The sequence below is a fragment of the Streptomyces sp. NPDC031426 genome, assembly GCF_055581585.1.
This window is the reverse complement of sequence record NZ_JBVIJE010000013.1, coordinates 187845-203945: the sequence shown is the minus strand read 5'-3', so window position 1 is coordinate 203945 and position 16101 is coordinate 187845. Positions and strand designations below refer to the sequence as shown.

Below are 16101 nucleotides of genomic sequence, written 5' to 3'. Positions count from 1 at the left end.
TTCGGGCTATCCCGGTACGGTAGGTGAGGGAGCTGTCGCTTTCCGTGCGGCGGCCAGCTGGGCGCCGGTGCCGCCGGCGACGATGGCCCCGGCCGCCTGGTCGAAGGGTGACGGGGACTTGGCCATGAGCAGCCCGACCCGGTCGCCGCTCGCCCCGCTGCGGTAGACCAGCCGGGCGGTGATCTCGCAGTCGCCGGTGACGGGCCGCCGTACGAACTGGCCGGTCATGGCACGGTCGTTGACGCTGAGGTCGGTCCAGGCGCCCCGCACCACGAAGTCCCGTCCTGGTGGGCGGTGCTGCCGGGTGTCCGGACGGCGACCACGCCGAGCGTGCCGTGGGCGCGGTCGTCGAGGATCACGTCGCCGAGGTCGCCGTAGGTCCACGGCGCGGGCGGCGGGGTGCCGACGGTGAGGGTGAGGGCGCCGCCGGTGTCGCCGGCCGCGTTGCCCGCCGTGGTGGTGACGGTGAACTCGCCGGTGCCGGTGGGTGTTCCGGAGATCAGGCCGGTGCGGGAGTCGAGGCGCAGGCCGTCGGGCAGACCGTCCGCCGTGAACCGGGTAGGTTCGCGCGGCCCGCAGGAGGTGCCGGAAGGGAACTCCCTTGCCGGCGAAGGAAGTTGTGGCAGAGGTGAGTCGGGGTACCGACGAGGTCGGCATGGCGGCGGAGGCGGTCTGCGACAGCGGGCCATGGCCGGCGGTGTTGGTCTTCGCGACGAGGAGCGGCCCACTGCGTGATGTGCGGCGCCCTTTCGGGCGCAGGACGGTGACGGCGTCCCGGGCGGAATCGTTTCCCGGGCATGGACCTCACCACGCGCACCGCAGCGGGCCTCGCCGTGGCCGCAGTCGCCCTGGTCACCGCCTACGGCGCGGCCCACGCCGCCTGCCACACCGTGGCTCCCGGACCGCACCGGGCCACCGTGGCCGTACCCGGCGACGAGCAAGACCCGAAGGAGGACGTGGAGCTCGACCAGACCGGTCGGCCCGACCTCGGCGAGGACTGAACAGACCCCGGCCCGCCGGGACCGCACCACGGCGACGGCCGGACACCTCCCGCAGGGGTGCCCGGCCGCTGTCGTATGCCGTCTGCCGTGTCCGGTCGTGGTGAAGGAGTGACGGGCGCCGGTCAGTCCTCCCCGCGGTGGCGGTGGGCGGCGCCGACGAGGGCCTCGATCGCGTCCACGGCGCTGCCGTCGTGGTCGCTGCCGGCGGTGCCCTCGCCGGTCTGGACATTGGCCGTGCGGTCGACCTCCAGCCAGGAGTCGGCGCGCGAGTTGTCGATCACGGTGATCAGGCTGCCGGACGCGGCCGCCGGTGCCGCACCGGCCCCGAGCACCGCGGCGGCGACCGCCGCCACCATCCCGAGCCGGGATACGGCGCCGGTCACACGCCCACCCCCTCGGGGGTGAGCCGCTCGCGGGCGATGTTGCGCTCCAGCAGGGTGGTGGAGGCCTTCACCCCGATCCCGCTCGCCGGGTCCACCTCCGGCAGCCGGCCGTCGGCCGCCTTCAGGCCGGCGAGCGCGGAGTCCATCGCCTGGTGCGCGGCGAACAGGCACGGGGTGCTGTAGATCGCGACGTCCACGCCGAGGTCGGACAGCTCACCGAGGGACAGCCGGGGTGACTTGCCGCCGGCGATCTGGTTGAACAGCAGCGGCTTGTCTCCGACGACCTCCCGGATGCGCTTGATCCACTCGACGCTGCGCACCCCGTCGACCAGCACCACGTCGGCGTCGGTCGCGGCCAGCCGCTCGGCGCGGTGCAGGATGTCGTGCTCGTCGGTGGCGTCCGTACGGGCGACGACCACCAGGTCCTTGCGGGTCCGCAGGACCTGGTGCAGCTTCTCCAGGTACTCCTCCAGCGGCAGTACCTGCTTTCCGTCGGCATGGCCGCAGCGGCGGGGCCGTTTCTGGTCCTCGAGGATCACACCGGAGGCGCCGATGCGCTCCAGCCCCTCGACGACGTGACAGGCGACCTCGGGGTCGACATACCCGTCGTCGATGTCGACCAGCAGGTGATGGTGCGGGAACGCGCCCCGCAGCCGCTGGACGAAGGCCACCATGTCGGGCCAGGCGATGAAACCGATGTCCGGCAGCCCGTAGTACGAGGCCGCGAAGCCGAAGCCCGAAACGAACATCCCGTCGTAGTGCTTGGCCGCGATCGACGCCGAGTACATGTCGTACACGCCGATCAGCGGTGTGGTCCCGGGCCCGGCGATGCGCTCGCGCAGCTTCTTACCGTAAGTCAAGGTCCGGCTCCTCCTGTGGGTGGGTGACGCTGGGCCGGATGGCCGACGCGTCTCGACGCCCTTTGCCAAGACAAGAGCATCTCTAGATATCCACGTGACTCTCTGCGTACGCGAGCTTTACTCACCCCAATGGTCGAACCGGTTCACCGGAGAAACGTCACGCATGGAGCCGTCCCGCCCATTCCGCCGCCGTCGTACGACGCCGGCGGGCGTTGAGGAGTTCGCCGTAGTACGGCCGGCCGTACTCGGTGCAGGGCGCCGCCGTGGCGGTAGTCCGTGGTGCGGGTGCACAGCAGCAGTCGCGCGGCCAGGCGACGTCCCCAAGCCGCCGTCGCCCGCGTCCGCTCCAACTCCCCTTGAAGCGCAGGGCGGCTGACCGTAGCCTCGCCGGGCATGAGCGCCGTTCCCCCGTTACTGGACCATCTCGTCCTCGCCACGCCCGATCTGGCGGCGACCGTCGCCGACTTCGCGCGGCGGACCGGGGTGACGCCCGTGCCCGGCGGTGCGCATCCCGGCCTCGGCACGCGCAACCATCTGGTGGGGCTGGGCGGCCGCAGCTATCTGGAGATCCTCGGCCCCGATCCCGAGCAGCCCGGGCCCGACGGTCCCCGGCCGTTCGGGGTCGACGGGCTGACCGGCCCGCGCACACTGACCTGGGCGATCAGCCCGCCCGACCTGGACGCGGCGATCACGACGGCCCGCGAGCGGGGCTACGACCCCGGGCCCGCACACCCGATGAGCCGCCGCACCCCCGACGGCACCGTACTGCGGTGGCGGCTGACCGACGGCGGACCCGCGCACTCCTCCGGTCCGGTCCCGTTCCTCATCGACTGGGGCGAGTCCCGCCACCCCACGGCCTCGGGGCTGCCGGTCACCCCGCTGCTGGCGGTCTCCGCCACGGTGCCGGACCCGGAGGAGGTACGCGGCCGGCTCGCGGCCCTGGGCACGGCGCTGGCCCTCACCGCGGGCCCCCTCGCACTCTCCTTCACGGTGGACACCCCCAACGGTCCGGTCACCTTCGGCTGAGGCGGGCCGCGTGTCCGATTCCTTCAAGACCGGCCGGTGGCCGCCCGCCTACGGTGACGGCATGACTCCACGATTCGCGCTGATCGGCGTGGTGACGTCCGACATGGCCGCCGCGCTCGCCTTCTACCGTCGCCTCGGACTCGTCTTTCCCGAGGGGTCCGAAGAACAGCCGCACGTCGATGCCGAGCTGCCCGGCGGGCTGATCTTCGCCCTGGACACCGAGAAGACCGTCCGCTCCTTCCACTCCGGCTGGCAGCCGCCCGAGCGCGGTGGCCGCGTCGGGCTCGCCTTCCGCTGCGACTCGCCCGCCGAAGTCGACGCCCGGTACGAGGACCTGGTGGACGCCGGCTACCACGGGGAGCTGAAGCCCTGGGACGCCTTCTGGGGCCAGCGGTACGCCACCGTGCACGACCCCGACGGCAACGGCGTCGACCTGTTCGCCCCGCTAGCCACCGCCGAGTAGCTCGCCGAGCGGCATGCCGGTCAGCTCCCGCACCTCGCGGGCGAGGTGGGGCTGGTCCGCATACCCGGCGCGCACGGCCGTCTCGGCGTACGGCGTCCCGGAGCGGGCCAGTGCCAGCGCCCGCTGCAGTCGCAGGATGCGGGCCAGGGTCTTCGGGCCGTAGCCGAACGCGCCCAGGCAACGGCGGTGCAAGGTCCTTGTGGCGATGCCTAGTTCGGCGGCCGTGGCCGACACCGGGCGGCCCTCGTCCAGGCGTTGGACCAGCCGGTGCAGCAGCCGGTCGGGGGCCGCGGTCCGCGCTGCCCGGTCCAGGGCGATGTCCTCCAGCACCGTCGCCGGGTCGGCCGCCGCCTCGAGGCACTCGCGCAGCCGCCGGACCCGGGCGGCGGGCCAGAGGTCGGCCAAGTCGACGCGCAGGTCGAGCAGTTCGTGCGCGGGTACGCCGAGCAGGGCGGGCGCGGTGCCGGGGAAGAAGCGGACGCCGGCCCAGGAGCGGGGCGGGCCGCCGGGGACGTACGGGCCAGTGTCGGGGCCCGCGACCAGCAGCCGGCCCTCGCTCCACAGCAGGTCCATGCAGCCGTCGGGCAGTACCGGCCCGCCACCGGCCCCGTCCGGGGTGTTCGTCCACACGACCGCGCCGGTCAGCCGGGACGCCCGCTCCCTGTACACGGGGGCCAGCCTACGTCGCCGACGCCGCCGGGCCCCACCTCCCGCATCAGCCCGGCCCGGTGCTCCTGCCGGCTCACTCCGTACTCGCGCTTGAACGCGGTGGACAGGGCGAAGGCGCTGCCGTAGCCGACCTGGCGGGCGATGCTGCCGAGGGTGAGGTCCGTGTCGCGCAGGCGGTCGGCAGCGAGCGCGGCCACCGTCCACGGGTGCGCCGGGTCGTCCTGCGGCAGGCGCACTTCGCCAGGGAGGCGGCGGCCGGGGCATGTCAGGCCTGACGCCGGCGGGCGCGGGGCCTCTCGGCCGGTACAGGCGCACGCCTCCCTCTCACATGCCCACCCCTACGCCCTGCCCTGCCGCCCTGCACACCCCGGACCCGCGCCCCGTACACCCGGATCCCCTCCCCGACGACCCGCGGGCCCCTCCCCCCACCAGGTCAGTACTCCTACCGCGCCGTCCCGCCGTCGCCGTTGGTCTCGTGCGGATGCCGGTCGTCGGTCTTGTGCGGCGGCCTGCCGCCGTCGGCCTCGTGCGGGTCCCGGCCGTTCGCCTTGGGCGCCTGGTGGGTGTGCTTGGCGTGGGTGCGCAGGCGGGCCGTGACGTCCTCCGGGGGCAGGAAGCGGGACCAGCGCTCGGGAAACTCGGAGGGCATGTCGGGGTCGTCGGGGTCGGCCTCGCGGGCCGCCGCGGCCCGGGCGACGTACTCGGCGACCTGCACCTCCCGCAACCGTTCGTTCGCGGCACGGGCGGCCGCCGTGGCCGCGGCGGGCCAGACCCGGTCGATGGCGGCGTTCACCGCCGCGCCGACAAGGACCGCGAAGGCCGACACGCCGATCCACAGGAGCACGGCGACGGAGGCGGCGAGGGAGCCGTAGATGGTGGCGCCCTCGATGGTGTGCACGAGGTAGATCCGCAGCAGGAAGCTGCCGAGGACCCACATGGCCAGGGCGACGAGGGCGCCGGGCACGTCCTCGATCCACGGGGAGCGGACCGGCACGGACACGTGGTACAGGGTCGTCAGGAAGGCGATGGACAGGACGATGACGACCGGCCAGTACAGGACCTGCACCAGCGTCGCCGACCATGGCACCACCCGCACCACCGCGTCCGGGCCCGCCACCATCAGCGGCAGGGCCACCGAGCCGATCAGCAGCGCCACGATGAACAGCAGGAACGACATCATCCGGGTCTTGACGATGCCCCGGACGCCGTCGAGGCCGTACATCACGGTGATGGTGTCGATGAAGACGTTCACCGCGCGCGATCCCGACCACAGGGCGAAGACGAAGCCGATGGAGATGACATCGGGCCGGCCCTTCATCACGTCGTGCAGGATCGGTTCGGTGATCTCCTTCACACCCTTGTCGGACAGGACCGTCCGGGAGGCGTCGAGGATGTTGTTCTCGAGGCTGCTGATGGTGTGGGCACCGGTCCAGGTGTCCACGTAGGCGAGCAGCCCGATGAGGCAGAGCAGCAGCGGCGGCACGGACAGCAGCGTGAAGAACGCCGCCTCGGCCGCCAGGCCCAGGATGCGGTATTCCATGCAGGAGTTGACGGTGTCCTTGAGCAGCAGCCAGGCCGTCCTGCGCTTGGAGACGTTCCGGTAGAGGGCTCTGGCCCGGTGGAGGCGACCGGCGGGCCGCTCGGGGGGTTCACTTGCTGGCTGCACGACCCAAAGGTATCCGCAGCACCGGACCGCCCTCACCTTCCGGGGCCGGCGAGCAGATCGGGCGCGCCCGGCGGGGCCGCTGTGCCACTCTGGAGTCCATCACCGCCGCTGTCCCGGGTAGGTTCGCAATCATGGCAGGCACCTCCACCCACACCGTGACGAACCAGCCGCCTCCCCTGGTCGGCTACGACGTCTTCGCCGCCGACCGGGCCCTCGTGGCGGCCGTCGAGCGGCACACCGCTCCGGACGTGCTGGACGAGGTGCGCTCGGAACTGTCGGCGCTGGGCCGCGCCGCGGGCTCGGCGCAGGTGCAGGAGTGGGGGGTGCAGGCGAACGAGCACCCGCCCCGGCTGCGCACCCACGACCGCTACGGCCACCGGATCGACGAGGTCGACTTCCACCCGGCCTGGCACCGGCTGCTCGGCAAGGGGGTCTCGGCCGGGCTGACCGGCGCCTGGACCCGGCCGTCCGGGCACGTCCGCCGGGCGGCCGGCTTCGTGCTCTGGACCCAGGTCGAGGCGGGCAACTGCTGCCCGCTGTCGATGACCCACGCGGCGGTGCCGGCGCTGCGGACCGACCCGGTGCTCGCCGCCGAGTGGGAGCCGCGGCTGACGTCCACGGTGTACGACCGCGAGCTGCGGCCCGCCGTGCGCAAACCCGGTGTGCTCTTCGGCATGGGCATGACCGAGAAGCAGGGCGGCAGCGATGTCCGCGCGAACACCACCGAGGCCCGGCCGCTCGCCGAGGCGGGCACGTACGAACTGACCGGGCACAAGTGGTTCTGCTCGGCCCCCATGTCGGACGCCTTCCTGGTGCTGGCGCAGGCCCCGGAGGGCCTCACCTGTTTCCTGGTGCCGCGCGTCCTGCCGGACGGCAGCCGCAATGTGTTCCTCATCCAGCGGCTGAAGGACAAGCTGGGCAACCGGTCCAACGCCTCGGCCGAGGTGGAGTTCGCCGGCACCTGGGCGCGCCGGGTCGGCGACGAGGGGCGCGGGGTGCGGACGATCATCGAGATGGTCGCGGCCACCCGGATGGACTGCGCGCTGGGCTCGGCGGGCCTGATGCGGCAGGCGGTGGCGCAGGCGGTCCACCACTGCGCCCACCGGGAGGCGTTCGGCGGCAAGCTGATCGACAAGCCGCTGATGCGCAACGTCCTCGCCGACCTCGCGCTGGAGTCGGAGGCGGCGACGGCGCTCACGTTCAGGCTGGCGGCCGCCTACGACGACGGTGGTGAACCGGAGCGCGCCTTCCTGCGGCTGGCGGTGCCGGCCGCCAAGTACTGGATCAGCAAGCGCTGTGCGCCCGTTGCGGTCGAGGCCGCGGAGTGCCTGGGCGGAAACGGCTATGTCGAGGAGTCGGGCCTGCCCCGGCTGGTACGGGAGTCGCCGCTGAACTCGATCTGGGAGGGCGCCGGAAACGTTCAGGCACTGGACGTGCTCCGGGCGCTGCAACGCGAGCCGGGCGCACTCGACGCCTGCCTGACCGAGATCGGCCGCTCACACGGCGCCGACCACCGTCTCGACCGCGCCGTGAAGGACCTCTTCACCGAACTCGCCGACCTGGACGCGGTCGAGGGCCGCGCCCGGCGGATCGCGGAACGCCTCGCACTGGTGCTCCAGGGTTCGCTCCTGGTCCGGCACGCCCCGCCGGAGGTGGCGGACGCGTTCTGCGCGTCCCGCCTGGGCGGGGACCACGGAGCGTCTTTCGGCACGCTGCCAACAGGCCTGGATCTGGCGCCGATTGTGGAACGGGCGCGCCCGGCACTGTGAAACGCGGCCTGCCGAGCCGAGCGAAGGCGGCCGAGCCCCCGGTGGGGGTGGTGCTGCGCCGACACGGCACCACCCCCACCTCATGGGCCCGTTAAGCCCGCGGACGCGACACCGCGTCGGGGTCAAGTCTCGGCCACCCCCCGACCGTCCACCAGGGTTGCAGGGGGTTGCAACTTGTGGGGGCACGTGCGCGGAGTGTGTGCCTCCGGCCTGCCCGGAGCGGCAGTATGGGAGATAGCAGCCGGACCGGAAACCGCCGCCAGGACGGCTTGACAAAATATGTTCGACGCCCCGACCGGGAGGACCCCCGTGGTGAACCCGCCGATGAACGTGGCGCGCCTGGCCGCCGTGGACGCGGCACAGGCGGCGCGGCTGCTGAGCGAGGTACGTGACGCCACCCTTGCCGGTCAGCGGGCGAGAATCGCGCCCCGGCCGGTGATCGAGCAGTCCTGGGGACGGATGCTGCGCAGCGGTGTCGATCCCGACCACGACTTCAGATCCGGGCTGCTGCCCTCCGACGAAGTGCTGCGCAGGCGCGAGGAGTCGCCGCTCAGGCACGTCCTGCCGGTGCTGCGGCAGGGTCTGCTTTCGGTCGCCGACATAGCCCAGCACATCATGGTCGTCGCGGACGCCGACGGCCGGGTGCTGTGGCGGGAGGGGGCCTCGCCGGTGCTGCGCAAGGCGGACGGCCTGGGCTTCGAACTCGGCGCGGACTGGCGGGAAGACGTCGTCGGCACCAACGGGGTGGGCACTCCGGCGGTGGTACGGCGGCCCGTGCAGGTCTTCGCCGCCGAGCACTTCGTCCGCTCGCACTCCTCCTGGACCTGTACCGGCGCGCCGATCACCGACCCCAGGGACGGCCGGCTGATCGGTGTGGTGGACGTCAGCGGCCCGCTGGAGACCATGCATCCGGCGACCCTCGCCTGGGTGGACTCGGTGGCCAAGCTGGCCGAGGCGCGGCTGCGGGAGTTGCACCGGGACTCGCTGGAGCGGCTGCGGTCGGTGGCGGCGCCGGTGCTGGCCCGGCTGGACGGACGGGCGCTGGTGGTGGACCGGGACGGCTGGTCGGCGGCGGTGTCCGGGATGCCGTATGTGCGGCGGGTCGCGCTGCCCAAGTCGCTGGCGCCGGGCCGCCGGTGGCTGCCGTCGCTCGGGTCGTGCGCGGTGGAGCCGCTGGCCGGGGGCTGGTTGCTGCGCGCGGCCGAGGAACCGGCCGGCACGGCTCCCCGGATCGTGCTGGATCTGGCCAGGCCGGGACGCAGTACGCTGACGGTGTCCGGTGCGGCGGGGTCCTGGTCGCATGAACTCAGTCCCCGGCACGCCGAGTTCCTGTATCTGCTCGCCGCGCACCGGGCCGGACGCGGGGCGGCGGCCCTGGCCGAGGACCTGTTCGGGGACTCCTCACGCACGGTGACGGTGCGGGCGGAGATGTCCCGGATCCGGCGGTACTGCGGGGAACTTCTGCAGCATCGGCCGTATCGTTTCCGCGAGGACGCGGAGTTCGAGGTGCTCCTCCCCGACGACCCGCGTGACCTGCTGCCTTCCTCGACGGCGCCGGCGATCGCGCGGATGCGGACGGCCGCGCAGCGCGGCGGTCCCGCGGACCGGTGAGCGTGTCTTCCGCATATTTGCGGGGTCTTCGCCCTGCGCGGGCCGTTGCTGCCGTAGCATCCCATGAGGGCCTCCCCAGCCGCTTCTCGCGTCAACATAAAGATCATCAGGCGCAGTTGGCCCGCCACCGGCCGGCGAGCCCCGGCGGCGAAGGAGCCCTGGAGAAGGGGACGAGATGAAGCATCGCGGCAGACACCGCCGGCGCAGGCGGGGCGCTGCACTGCGCGCGGTCCTGACCGGGACCGCCTTGGCGCTCACCGCGGCCGCCACCCTGATCAGCGTCTCCCAGGCGGACGTCACCGACAGCCCCGGCGCGCTCAGGCCGCTCTCCTCCCCCACGGACACGGGCCGGCTGCGGCTCCAGGAGCGGCTGGTCCCCGCCCGCACACTCGACCGGCTCTCCGCCGCGATGGGCCGCCCGGTCGGCGTGGACGCCGTGCTGGCGAGCGCCGACCGCGGGATGCGCGCGTCCGCCGACTGCTCCTCGGCCGACCGCGCGTCCCTGCCCGTCACCCCGGCCGCCACCCGCGCCTACTGCTGGGACCCGGCCGACTCCGCCGGCACCGCCTGGCGGCCGGCGTCGGTGACCACGTCCGGGGACGCCGACGACGACGGTGTCTGGGGCGCCCACCGGGTCGTGCTGGCCGGCTGGACCCACAGCACCACCGCCGGCCCGGCCGCCGAGCGGGGGCTGGCCCGGGTCGCCTTCGTGAACGCCGACGACCCCGCCCGGCTCGCCTACCGCTGGGTGCTGCTGGTGGTGCCGGTCGACGGCGGCCGTGACTACCGGGGGCTGACCTCGGGGATCTCCGGGATAGTCTGGTACCAGGACAAGCTGCTGGTCACCGCCAGGACCGGCGGCGCCGACGCGCTGTACGTCTACGACCTCGACCGGATCCAGCGCGCCGGCGTCGACGGGCCCGCGATCGGCCGGGTGCCCGGCGGCTGGTCCGCCGACGGCTACCGCTATGTGATGCCCGCGGTCGGCTCGTACCGCTTCACCGGGGGCCGCTGCCATCGCTCGGGCCCGCCCTGTCCCGGCGCGCTCGCCCTCGACCGGAGCAGCGTGCCGGACAGCCTGGTCGCCGCGGAGTGGACCGCGCCGGACGGGGAGCGGAACGCCCGGCTGTGGCGGTATGCGTTCAGCACGGATCCGGCGCGCGAGGGACTGCTCGCCACGGACGCCGTGGGGCGGGTGACGGCGATGGACGCCTACCGGACCCGGGCGGCGGGGATCCGGGGCGTGCTGTCGTACCGGCAGCCCGGCGCGCAGGACGCGTCCTGGTATGTGGGACGCCTGCCCGGCTCACGGGACGGACATGGCGGGTTGTGGCGGCAGGACGCCGGCGGCGCGAAGGCGGCACACTGCGGCGCGGACGGCTCGCATCGCTGCTGGGCGGAGGCGGCGGGCTCCCTGTCGTACTGGCAGGAGACGGGCGAGGTCTGGTCGCTGTCGGACCGGATGCTCTTCGCCGTGCCCCTGGCAGGACTGGACCGGTCGCTGGGCTGACCCCGCAGCCCTGAAGGCGACCGGCTGTCCACAGGGTGCCCGGGGCGATCGACAGACCGGGCGGTGGGATGATTCCCTGGCCCGCATGAGCAGCGTCCCTGTCACCACCTGGTCCCTGGAGCAGACCTCGCCGGCCGACCTCCGGTCGGCCGCCGCGCCCGAGGGCGATGTCCGGATCGTTCGCGCCGAGGTTCCCTCCCCCGAGTTCAGCCGCTTCCTGTACGCCTCGGTCGGCGGCGACATCCGCTGGACCGACCGGCTGGGGTGGACGTACGCCAGGTGGCAGGAGTACCTGGACCGGCCCGGCGTGGAGACCTGGGTGGCCTACGACCGCGGCACCCCGGCCGGCTATGTGGAGCTGGACCCGCAGGACGAGGGCACGGTCGAGATCGCCTACTTCGGGCTGGTCCCCGCCTTCCGCGGCCGGCGCATCGGCGGCCATCTGCTGTCGTACGGCACGGCGCGCGCCTGGGACCTGGCCGAGCGGTGGCCCGAGCGGACGCCGACGAAGCGGGTGTGGCTGCACACGTGCAGCAAGGACGGCGAGTTCGCCATGGACAACTACCAGCGGCGCGGCTTCAAGCTGTTCGACACCAAGGTGGAGCTGGAGCCGGACATGGCGGAGCCCGGTCCCTGGCCAGGCGCCTACCCGGCCTGACCTGCCGGGACAAGCCTTCCCGCACGGCATGTGAGCGATGCCACCCTTGTCCCAAGATTCGGGACAAGGGTGTCCGCATATTGGATAAAGCTGGACTGTGTCCAGATCGCCATGACACGCTTCCGTCATGTCTGGAACTGGAATTGCCTTGGTGAGTCGGCGGCACGTCGACCTCGGCCGCATGTCCAGCGCCATCTGTCCGGCGAGCTGACCGCCCCAGCACCGCCGCGAACCCCCCCTACCTGATGTTCCTTGCGCAATGACGCGCACGCCTGCCCGCGTGCGCGCATCTGTGCAGTTCAGAGCCGATTCCCACCGGTCCCGAAGGACGTAGAACCATGGCCGCCACTCCGCCGAACCCCGCCGCCTCCGCGCCCCGCCGCAAGGTGAGCCGTCACCGTGGTGAGGGTCAGTGGGCGGTGGGCCACTTCACTCCGCTGAACGGCAACGAGCAGGTCAAGAAGGACGACGACGGTCTCAATGTGCGGACACGCATTGAGACGATCTACTCCAAGCGCGGTTTCGACTCGATCGATCCCAGCGACCTGCGCGGCCGGATGCGCTGGTGGGGGCTGTACACCCAGCGCAAGCCCGGGATCGACGGCGGCAAGACGGCGGTGCTGGAGCCGGAGGAGCTCGACGACCGCTACTTCATGATGCGGGTGCGCATCGACGGCGGTGCGCTGACCACCCAGCAGCTGCGCGTCATCGGGGAGATCTCCCAGGAGTTCGCGCGCGGCACCGCGGACATCACCGACCGGCAGAACGTGCAGTACCACTGGATCCGGGTCGAGGACGTGCCCGAGATCTGGGAGCGGCTGGAGGCCGTGGGCCTGTCCACCGTGACCGCCTGCGGTGACACCCCGCGTGTGATGATCGGCTCCCCGGTGGCGGGCATCGCCGAGGACGAGATCATCGACGCGACGCCGGCGCTGGAGGAGATGAAGCGCCGCGTCCTGAACAACAAGGCGTACTCGAACCTCCCCCGGAAGTTCAAGACGGCCATCTCGGGTTCGCCGCTGCTGGACGTCGTGCACGAGATCAACGACGTGGCGTTCGTCGGCGTACGGCACCCCGAGCACGGCCCGGGCTTCGACCTGTGGGTGGGCGGCGGCCTGTCCACCAACCCCAAGCTCGGTGTGCGACTGGGCGCCTGGGTGCCGATCGACGAGGTCCCGGACGTCTACGAGGGCGTCATCTCGATCTTCCGTGACTACGGCTACCGCCGGCTGCGCAACCGCGCCCGGCTGAAGTTCCTCGTCGCCGACTGGGGCGCGGAGAAGTTCCGTCAGGTGCTGGAGGACGAGTACCTGGGAGGGCGCAAGCTGATCGACGGGCCCGCTCCCGAGCAGCCCGTGCAGCAGTGGCGCGACCACATCGGCGTGCACCGGCAGAAGGACGGCCGTTACTACGTCGGTTTCGCCCCGCGGGTCGGCCGCGTCGACGGCGCCACGCTGACGAAGATCGCCGAGCTCGCGGAGGCGCACGGCTCGGGCCGGGTGCGCACCACCGTCGAGCAGAAGATGATCGTCCTCGATGTCGCGCAGGACAAGGTCGACTCGCTGGTCGAGGGCCTGGAGGCGCTGGACCTCACCGCCCGGCCGTCCTCCTTCCGGCGCGGCACCATGGCCTGCACCGGCATCGAGTTCTGCAAGCTCGCCATCGTCGAGACCAAGCAGCGCGGCTCGTCGCTGATCGACGAACTGGAGCGCCGCCTGCCGGACTTCGACGAGCCGATCACCATCAACCTCAACGGCTGCCCGAACGCCTGCGCCCGTATCCAGGTCGCGGACATCGGTCTCAAGGGCCAACTGGTCCTCAACGACCGGGGCGAGCAGGTCGAGGGCTACCAGGTGCACCTCGGCGGCGCGCTCGGCCTGGAGGCGGGCTTCGGCCGCAAGGTGCGCGGACTGAAGGTCACCGCGGAGGAGCTGCCCGACTACGTCGAGCGGGTCCTGAAGCGGTTCCAGGCCGAACGCGAGGACGGCGAGCGGTTCGCCACCTGGGCCGCGCGCGCGGACGAGGAGGCACTGTCGTGAGCGAACGTGCCGCACCCTTCTACTGCCCCTACTGCGGCGACGAGGACCTGCGTCCGCACGAGCAGAGCCACGGCGCCTGGGAATGCGGGGCGTGCAACCGCGCATTCCAGCTGAAGTTCCTCGGGCTGCTCGCCCGGGGCCTTCAGCGAGCCGACAACGGAGGGGACCCACAGACATGACGACGGCTCAGGAAGACCGCACGACCGACGAGTTGAAGGCGCTCGCCGAGCAGGCGGGCCGCGACCTGGAGGACGCCTCCGCGCTGGAGATCCTCCAGTGGGCGGTCGACACCTTCGGCGCGAAGTTCTGCGTCACCTCGTCCATGGAGGACGCCGTCGTCGCCCATCTCGCCTCGCGCGTGCTCAAGGGCGTGGACGTCGTCTTCCTCGACACCGGTTACCACTTCCCGGAGACCATCGGCACCCGTGACGCCGTCGAGGCCGTGATGGACGTCAACGTCATCACCCTCACGCCGAAGCAGACGGTCGCCGAACAGGACGCGGAGTACGGCCCGAGGCTGCACGACCGCGACCCCGACCTGTGCTGCGCGTTGCGCAAGGTGAAGCCGCTCGAAGAGGGGCTGAAGGGCTACCAGGCATGGGCGACCGGCCTGCGCCGTGACGAGTCCCCGACCCGGGCGAACACACCGGTCGTCGGCTGGGACGAGAAGCGGCGGAAGGTCAAGATCTCCCCGATCGCCCGCTGGACGCAGGACGACGTGGACGCCTACGTCACCGAACACGGCGTGCTCACCAACCCGTTGCTGATGGACGGCTACGCCTCCATCGGGTGCGCCCCCTGCACCCGCCGGGTCCTGGAGGGCGAGGACGCGCGCGCCGGCCGCTGGGCGGGCCGTGCCAAGACCGAGTGCGGGCTGCACGGATGACGACGAACACAGCCGCCCGCACGGCAGCCACAGCTCCCGCTGCTACTGCTGTGCCGGAAGCGAACAATGCGACCCAGGAGAACCACGTGACGACCGGAGCCACCGTCTGGCTCACGGGTCTGCCGAGCGCCGGCAAGACCACCATCGCGTACGAGCTGGCCGGCCGGCTGCGCGCCGAGGGCCACCGCGTCGAGGTGCTCGACGGCGACGAGATCCGCGAGTTCATCTCGGCGGGCCTCGGCTTTTCCCGCGAGGACCGGCACACCAACGTGCAGCGCATTGGTTTCGTCGCCGAACTGCTCGCCCGCAACGGCGTCAAGGCGCTGGTGCCGGTGATCGCGCCGTACGCGGACAGCCGGGAGGCGGTGCGGGGGCGGCACGCGGAGAACGGGACGTCGTACCTGGAGATCCATGTGGCGACCCCGGTCGAGGTGTGCAGCGTGCGCGATGTGAAGGGGCTGTACGCCAAGCAGGCCGCGGGTGAGCTGTCCGGGCTGACGGGTGTCGACGACCCGTACGAGGAGCCGCGGACGCCGGATCTGCGGATCGAGTCGCAGCACCAGACCGTGCAGGAGTCCGCGGCGTCGGTGTACGCCCTGCTGAGCGAGAGGGGACTGGCATGACGACGACCGTGGCGAAGACCGAGGAGGGCACGGACAGCCCGTACGCCCTCTCCCACCTGGACGCGCTGGAGTCCGAGGCGGTCCACATCTTCCGCGAGGTGGCGGGCGAGTTCGAGAACCCGGTGATCCTGTTCTCCGGCGGCAAGGACTCGATCGTCATGCTGCACCTGGCGCTGAAGGCGTTCGCCCCGGCTGCGGTGCCGTTCTCGCTGCTGCACGTGGACACCGGGCACAACTTCCCCGAGGTGCTGGAGTACCGCGACCGTACGGTGGCGAAGCACGAGCTGCGGCTCCATGTGGCCTCCGTCCAGGACTACATCGACCGCGGTGTGCTGAAGGAGCGTCCCGACGGCACCCGCAACCCGCTGCAGACGCTTCCGCTGACGGAGAAGATCCAGAGCGAGAAGTTCGACGCGGTGTTCGGCGGCGGGCGCCGGGACGAGGAGAAGGCCCGTGCCAAGGAGAGGGTGTTCTCGCTGCGCGACGAGTTCTCCCAGTGGGACCCGCGCCGCCAGCGCCCGGAGCTGTGGAACCTGTACAACGGCCGGCACGCGCCCGGTGAGCACGTCCGGGTGTTCCCGCTGTCCAACTGGACCGAGCTGGACGTGTGGCAGTACATCGCCCGTGAGGGCATCGAGCTGCCGCAGATCTACTTCGCGCACGAGCGCGAGGTGTTCAAGCGCAGCGGCATGTGGCTGACCGCCGGCGAGTGGGGCGGCCCGAAGGACGGCGAGGCCGTCGAGAAGCGCCAGGTCCGCTACCGCACCGTCGGTGACATGTCCTGCACCGGTGCCGTCGACTCCGACGCCACCACGCTGGACGCCGTGATCGCCGAGATCGCCGCCTCCCGGCTCACCGAGCGGGGCGCGACCCGCGCCGACGACAAGCTGTCCGAGGCCGCGATGGAAGACCGCAAGCGCGAGGGGTACTTCTAAGC

Annotated in this window: 17 protein-coding genes and 2 pseudogenes; 13 read left to right on the top strand and 6 right to left on the bottom strand. The window is 72.2% G+C overall.

The window, feature by feature from the left end; all coding sequences use genetic code 11:
• Window positions 1–54: 54 nt before the first annotated feature.
• Window positions 55–714: pseudogene (locus ACZ5NH_RS26945) on the bottom strand (putative Ig domain-containing protein); the annotation flags it as partial.
• Between the two features lie 83 nt (window positions 715–797).
• On the opposite strand from ACZ5NH_RS26945, the gene ACZ5NH_RS26940 reads away from it, so the two are divergent.
• Complete coding sequence (locus ACZ5NH_RS26940) at window positions 798–1001, top strand: hypothetical protein (protein WP_451553171.1); 204 nt, start codon at window positions 798–800, stop codon at window positions 999–1001.
• Window positions 1002–1123: 122 nt separating this feature from the next.
• On the opposite strand, the gene ACZ5NH_RS26935 is transcribed toward ACZ5NH_RS26940, so the two are convergent.
• Together ACZ5NH_RS26935 and ACZ5NH_RS26930 are read right to left on the bottom strand one after the other, a co-directional pair.
• The gene (locus ACZ5NH_RS26935) at window positions 1124–1384 is read right to left on the bottom strand and encodes a hypothetical protein (protein WP_388624146.1); all 261 of its coding nucleotides are present in this window, start codon (window positions 1382–1384) and stop codon (window positions 1124–1126) included.
• Window positions 1381–2244 (bottom strand): isocitrate lyase/PEP mutase family protein, encoded by an 864-nt coding sequence (locus ACZ5NH_RS26930; RefSeq protein ID WP_468778747.1) that lies wholly within the window; start codon window positions 2242–2244, stop codon window positions 1381–1383. The genes ACZ5NH_RS26935 and ACZ5NH_RS26930 overlap by 4 nt, the downstream gene beginning before the upstream one ends.
• A gap of 393 nt (window positions 2245–2637) precedes the next feature.
• Here ACZ5NH_RS26930 and ACZ5NH_RS26925 point away from each other — a divergent pair, with 393 nt between their 5' ends.
• Window positions 2638–3270: a VOC family protein gene (locus ACZ5NH_RS26925; protein WP_468778745.1), complete on the top strand. Its 633-nt coding sequence runs from the start codon at window positions 2638–2640 to the stop codon at window positions 3268–3270.
• Between the two features lie 61 nt (window positions 3271–3331).
• Window positions 3332–3733, top strand: a complete 402-nt coding sequence (locus tag ACZ5NH_RS26920) for a VOC family protein (protein ID WP_468778743.1) — start codon at window positions 3332–3334, stop codon at window positions 3731–3733.
• Here ACZ5NH_RS26920 and ACZ5NH_RS26915 read toward each other — a convergent pair.
• The 3 genes and pseudogenes from ACZ5NH_RS26915 to ACZ5NH_RS26905 all read right to left on the bottom strand — a co-directional run bounded on the left by ACZ5NH_RS26915 (window position 3716) and on the right by ACZ5NH_RS26905 (window position 6068).
• Window positions 3716–4402 (bottom strand): helix-turn-helix domain-containing protein, encoded by a 687-nt coding sequence (locus ACZ5NH_RS26915; protein WP_468778741.1) that lies wholly within the window; start codon window positions 4400–4402, stop codon window positions 3716–3718. The two genes, ACZ5NH_RS26920 and ACZ5NH_RS26915, sit on opposite strands and share 18 nt — an antisense overlap.
• Window positions 4375–4638: pseudogene (locus ACZ5NH_RS26910) on the bottom strand (AraC family transcriptional regulator); the annotation flags it as partial. The gene ACZ5NH_RS26915 and the pseudogene ACZ5NH_RS26910, both read right to left, overlap by 28 nt.
• Window positions 4639–4844: 206 nt before the next feature.
• Window positions 4845–6068 (bottom strand): YihY/virulence factor BrkB family protein, encoded by a 1224-nt coding sequence (locus tag ACZ5NH_RS26905; protein ID WP_388624158.1) that lies wholly within the window; start codon window positions 6066–6068, stop codon window positions 4845–4847.
• Between the two features lie 131 nt (window positions 6069–6199).
• Between ACZ5NH_RS26905 and ACZ5NH_RS26900 the strand changes: the two genes are divergently transcribed.
• The 10 genes from ACZ5NH_RS26900 (at window position 6200) to cysD (ending at window position 16099) form a co-directional block, all read left to right on the top strand.
• Complete coding sequence (locus ACZ5NH_RS26900; protein ID WP_468778739.1) at window positions 6200–7837, top strand: acyl-CoA dehydrogenase family protein; 1638 nt, start codon at window positions 6200–6202, stop codon at window positions 7835–7837.
• Window positions 7838–8161: 324 nt separating this feature from the next.
• Window positions 8162–9448 carry a GAF domain-containing protein gene (locus ACZ5NH_RS26895; protein ID WP_468778737.1) on the top strand — a complete coding sequence of 429 codons (1287 nt, stop codon included), beginning with the start codon at window positions 8162–8164 and terminating at the stop codon, window positions 9446–9448.
• Between the two features lie 175 nt (window positions 9449–9623).
• Entirely contained in the window at window positions 9624–10958 is a 1335-nt protein-coding gene (locus ACZ5NH_RS26890; protein WP_468778735.1) for a hypothetical protein, read from the top strand.
• Window positions 10959–11043: 85 nt separating this feature from the next.
• Window positions 11044–11616 (top strand): GNAT family N-acetyltransferase, encoded by a 573-nt coding sequence (locus ACZ5NH_RS26885; RefSeq protein ID WP_468778733.1) that lies wholly within the window; start codon window positions 11044–11046, stop codon window positions 11614–11616.
• 127 nt (window positions 11617–11743) lie between these two features.
• The gene (locus tag ACZ5NH_RS26880) at window positions 11744–11827 is read left to right on the top strand and encodes a putative leader peptide (RefSeq protein WP_309486338.1); all 84 of its coding nucleotides are present in this window, start codon (window positions 11744–11746) and stop codon (window positions 11825–11827) included.
• A 127-nt stretch (window positions 11828–11954) separates the two neighbouring features.
• On the top strand, window positions 11955–13655 hold the full coding sequence (locus tag ACZ5NH_RS26875; RefSeq protein WP_468778732.1) for a nitrite/sulfite reductase: 1701 nt from the start codon (window positions 11955–11957) through the stop codon (window positions 13653–13655).
• Window positions 13652–13834 (top strand): hypothetical protein, encoded by a 183-nt coding sequence (locus tag ACZ5NH_RS26870; protein WP_388624171.1) that lies wholly within the window; start codon window positions 13652–13654, stop codon window positions 13832–13834. Before ACZ5NH_RS26875 ends, ACZ5NH_RS26870 begins: the two co-directional genes overlap by 4 nt.
• Window positions 13831–14541: a phosphoadenylyl-sulfate reductase gene (locus tag ACZ5NH_RS26865; RefSeq protein ID WP_468778730.1), complete on the top strand. Its 711-nt coding sequence runs from the start codon at window positions 13831–13833 to the stop codon at window positions 14539–14541. Before ACZ5NH_RS26870 ends, ACZ5NH_RS26865 begins: the two co-directional genes overlap by 4 nt.
• A gap of 86 nt (window positions 14542–14627) precedes the next feature.
• Complete coding sequence (gene cysC, locus ACZ5NH_RS26860) at window positions 14628–15164, top strand: adenylyl-sulfate kinase (RefSeq protein ID WP_388624176.1); 537 nt, start codon at window positions 14628–14630, stop codon at window positions 15162–15164.
• A complete protein-coding gene (gene cysD / locus ACZ5NH_RS26855) occupies window positions 15161–16099 on the top strand; it encodes a sulfate adenylyltransferase subunit CysD (RefSeq protein WP_468778728.1) in 939 nt (312 codons plus the stop codon). Before cysC ends, cysD begins: the two co-directional genes overlap by 4 nt.
• Window positions 16100–16101: the final 2 nt, after the last annotated feature.

Excerpts from the sequence above, each read along its gene's own strand:
- ACZ5NH_RS26885 (WP_468778733.1), top strand. The coding sequence starts at position 11,044 with ATGAGCAGCGTCCCTGTCACCACCTGGTCCCTGGAGCAGACCTCGCCG.
- ACZ5NH_RS26880 (WP_309486338.1), top strand. The coding sequence starts at position 11,744 with ATGTCTGGAACTGGAATTGCCTTGGTGAGTCGGCGGCACGTCGACCTC.
- ACZ5NH_RS26900 (WP_468778739.1), top strand. The coding sequence starts at position 6,200 with ATGGCAGGCACCTCCACCCACACCGTGACGAACCAGCCGCCTCCCCTG.
- ACZ5NH_RS26925 (WP_468778745.1), top strand. The coding sequence starts at position 2,638 with ATGAGCGCCGTTCCCCCGTTACTGGACCATCTCGTCCTCGCCACGCCC.
- ACZ5NH_RS26890 (WP_468778735.1), top strand. The coding sequence starts at position 9,624 with ATGAAGCATCGCGGCAGACACCGCCGGCGCAGGCGGGGCGCTGCACTG.
- ACZ5NH_RS26895 (WP_468778737.1), top strand. The coding sequence starts at position 8,162 with ATGAACGTGGCGCGCCTGGCCGCCGTGGACGCGGCACAGGCGGCGCGG.
- ACZ5NH_RS26940 (WP_451553171.1), top strand. The coding sequence starts at position 798 with ATGGACCTCACCACGCGCACCGCAGCGGGCCTCGCCGTGGCCGCAGTC.
- ACZ5NH_RS26865 (WP_468778730.1), top strand. The coding sequence starts at position 13,831 with ATGACGACGGCTCAGGAAGACCGCACGACCGACGAGTTGAAGGCGCTC.
- ACZ5NH_RS26920 (WP_468778743.1), top strand. The coding sequence starts at position 3,332 with ATGACTCCACGATTCGCGCTGATCGGCGTGGTGACGTCCGACATGGCC.
- cysD (WP_468778728.1), top strand. The coding sequence starts at position 15,161 with ATGACGACGACCGTGGCGAAGACCGAGGAGGGCACGGACAGCCCGTAC.
- ACZ5NH_RS26875 (WP_468778732.1), top strand. The coding sequence starts at position 11,955 with ATGGCCGCCACTCCGCCGAACCCCGCCGCCTCCGCGCCCCGCCGCAAG.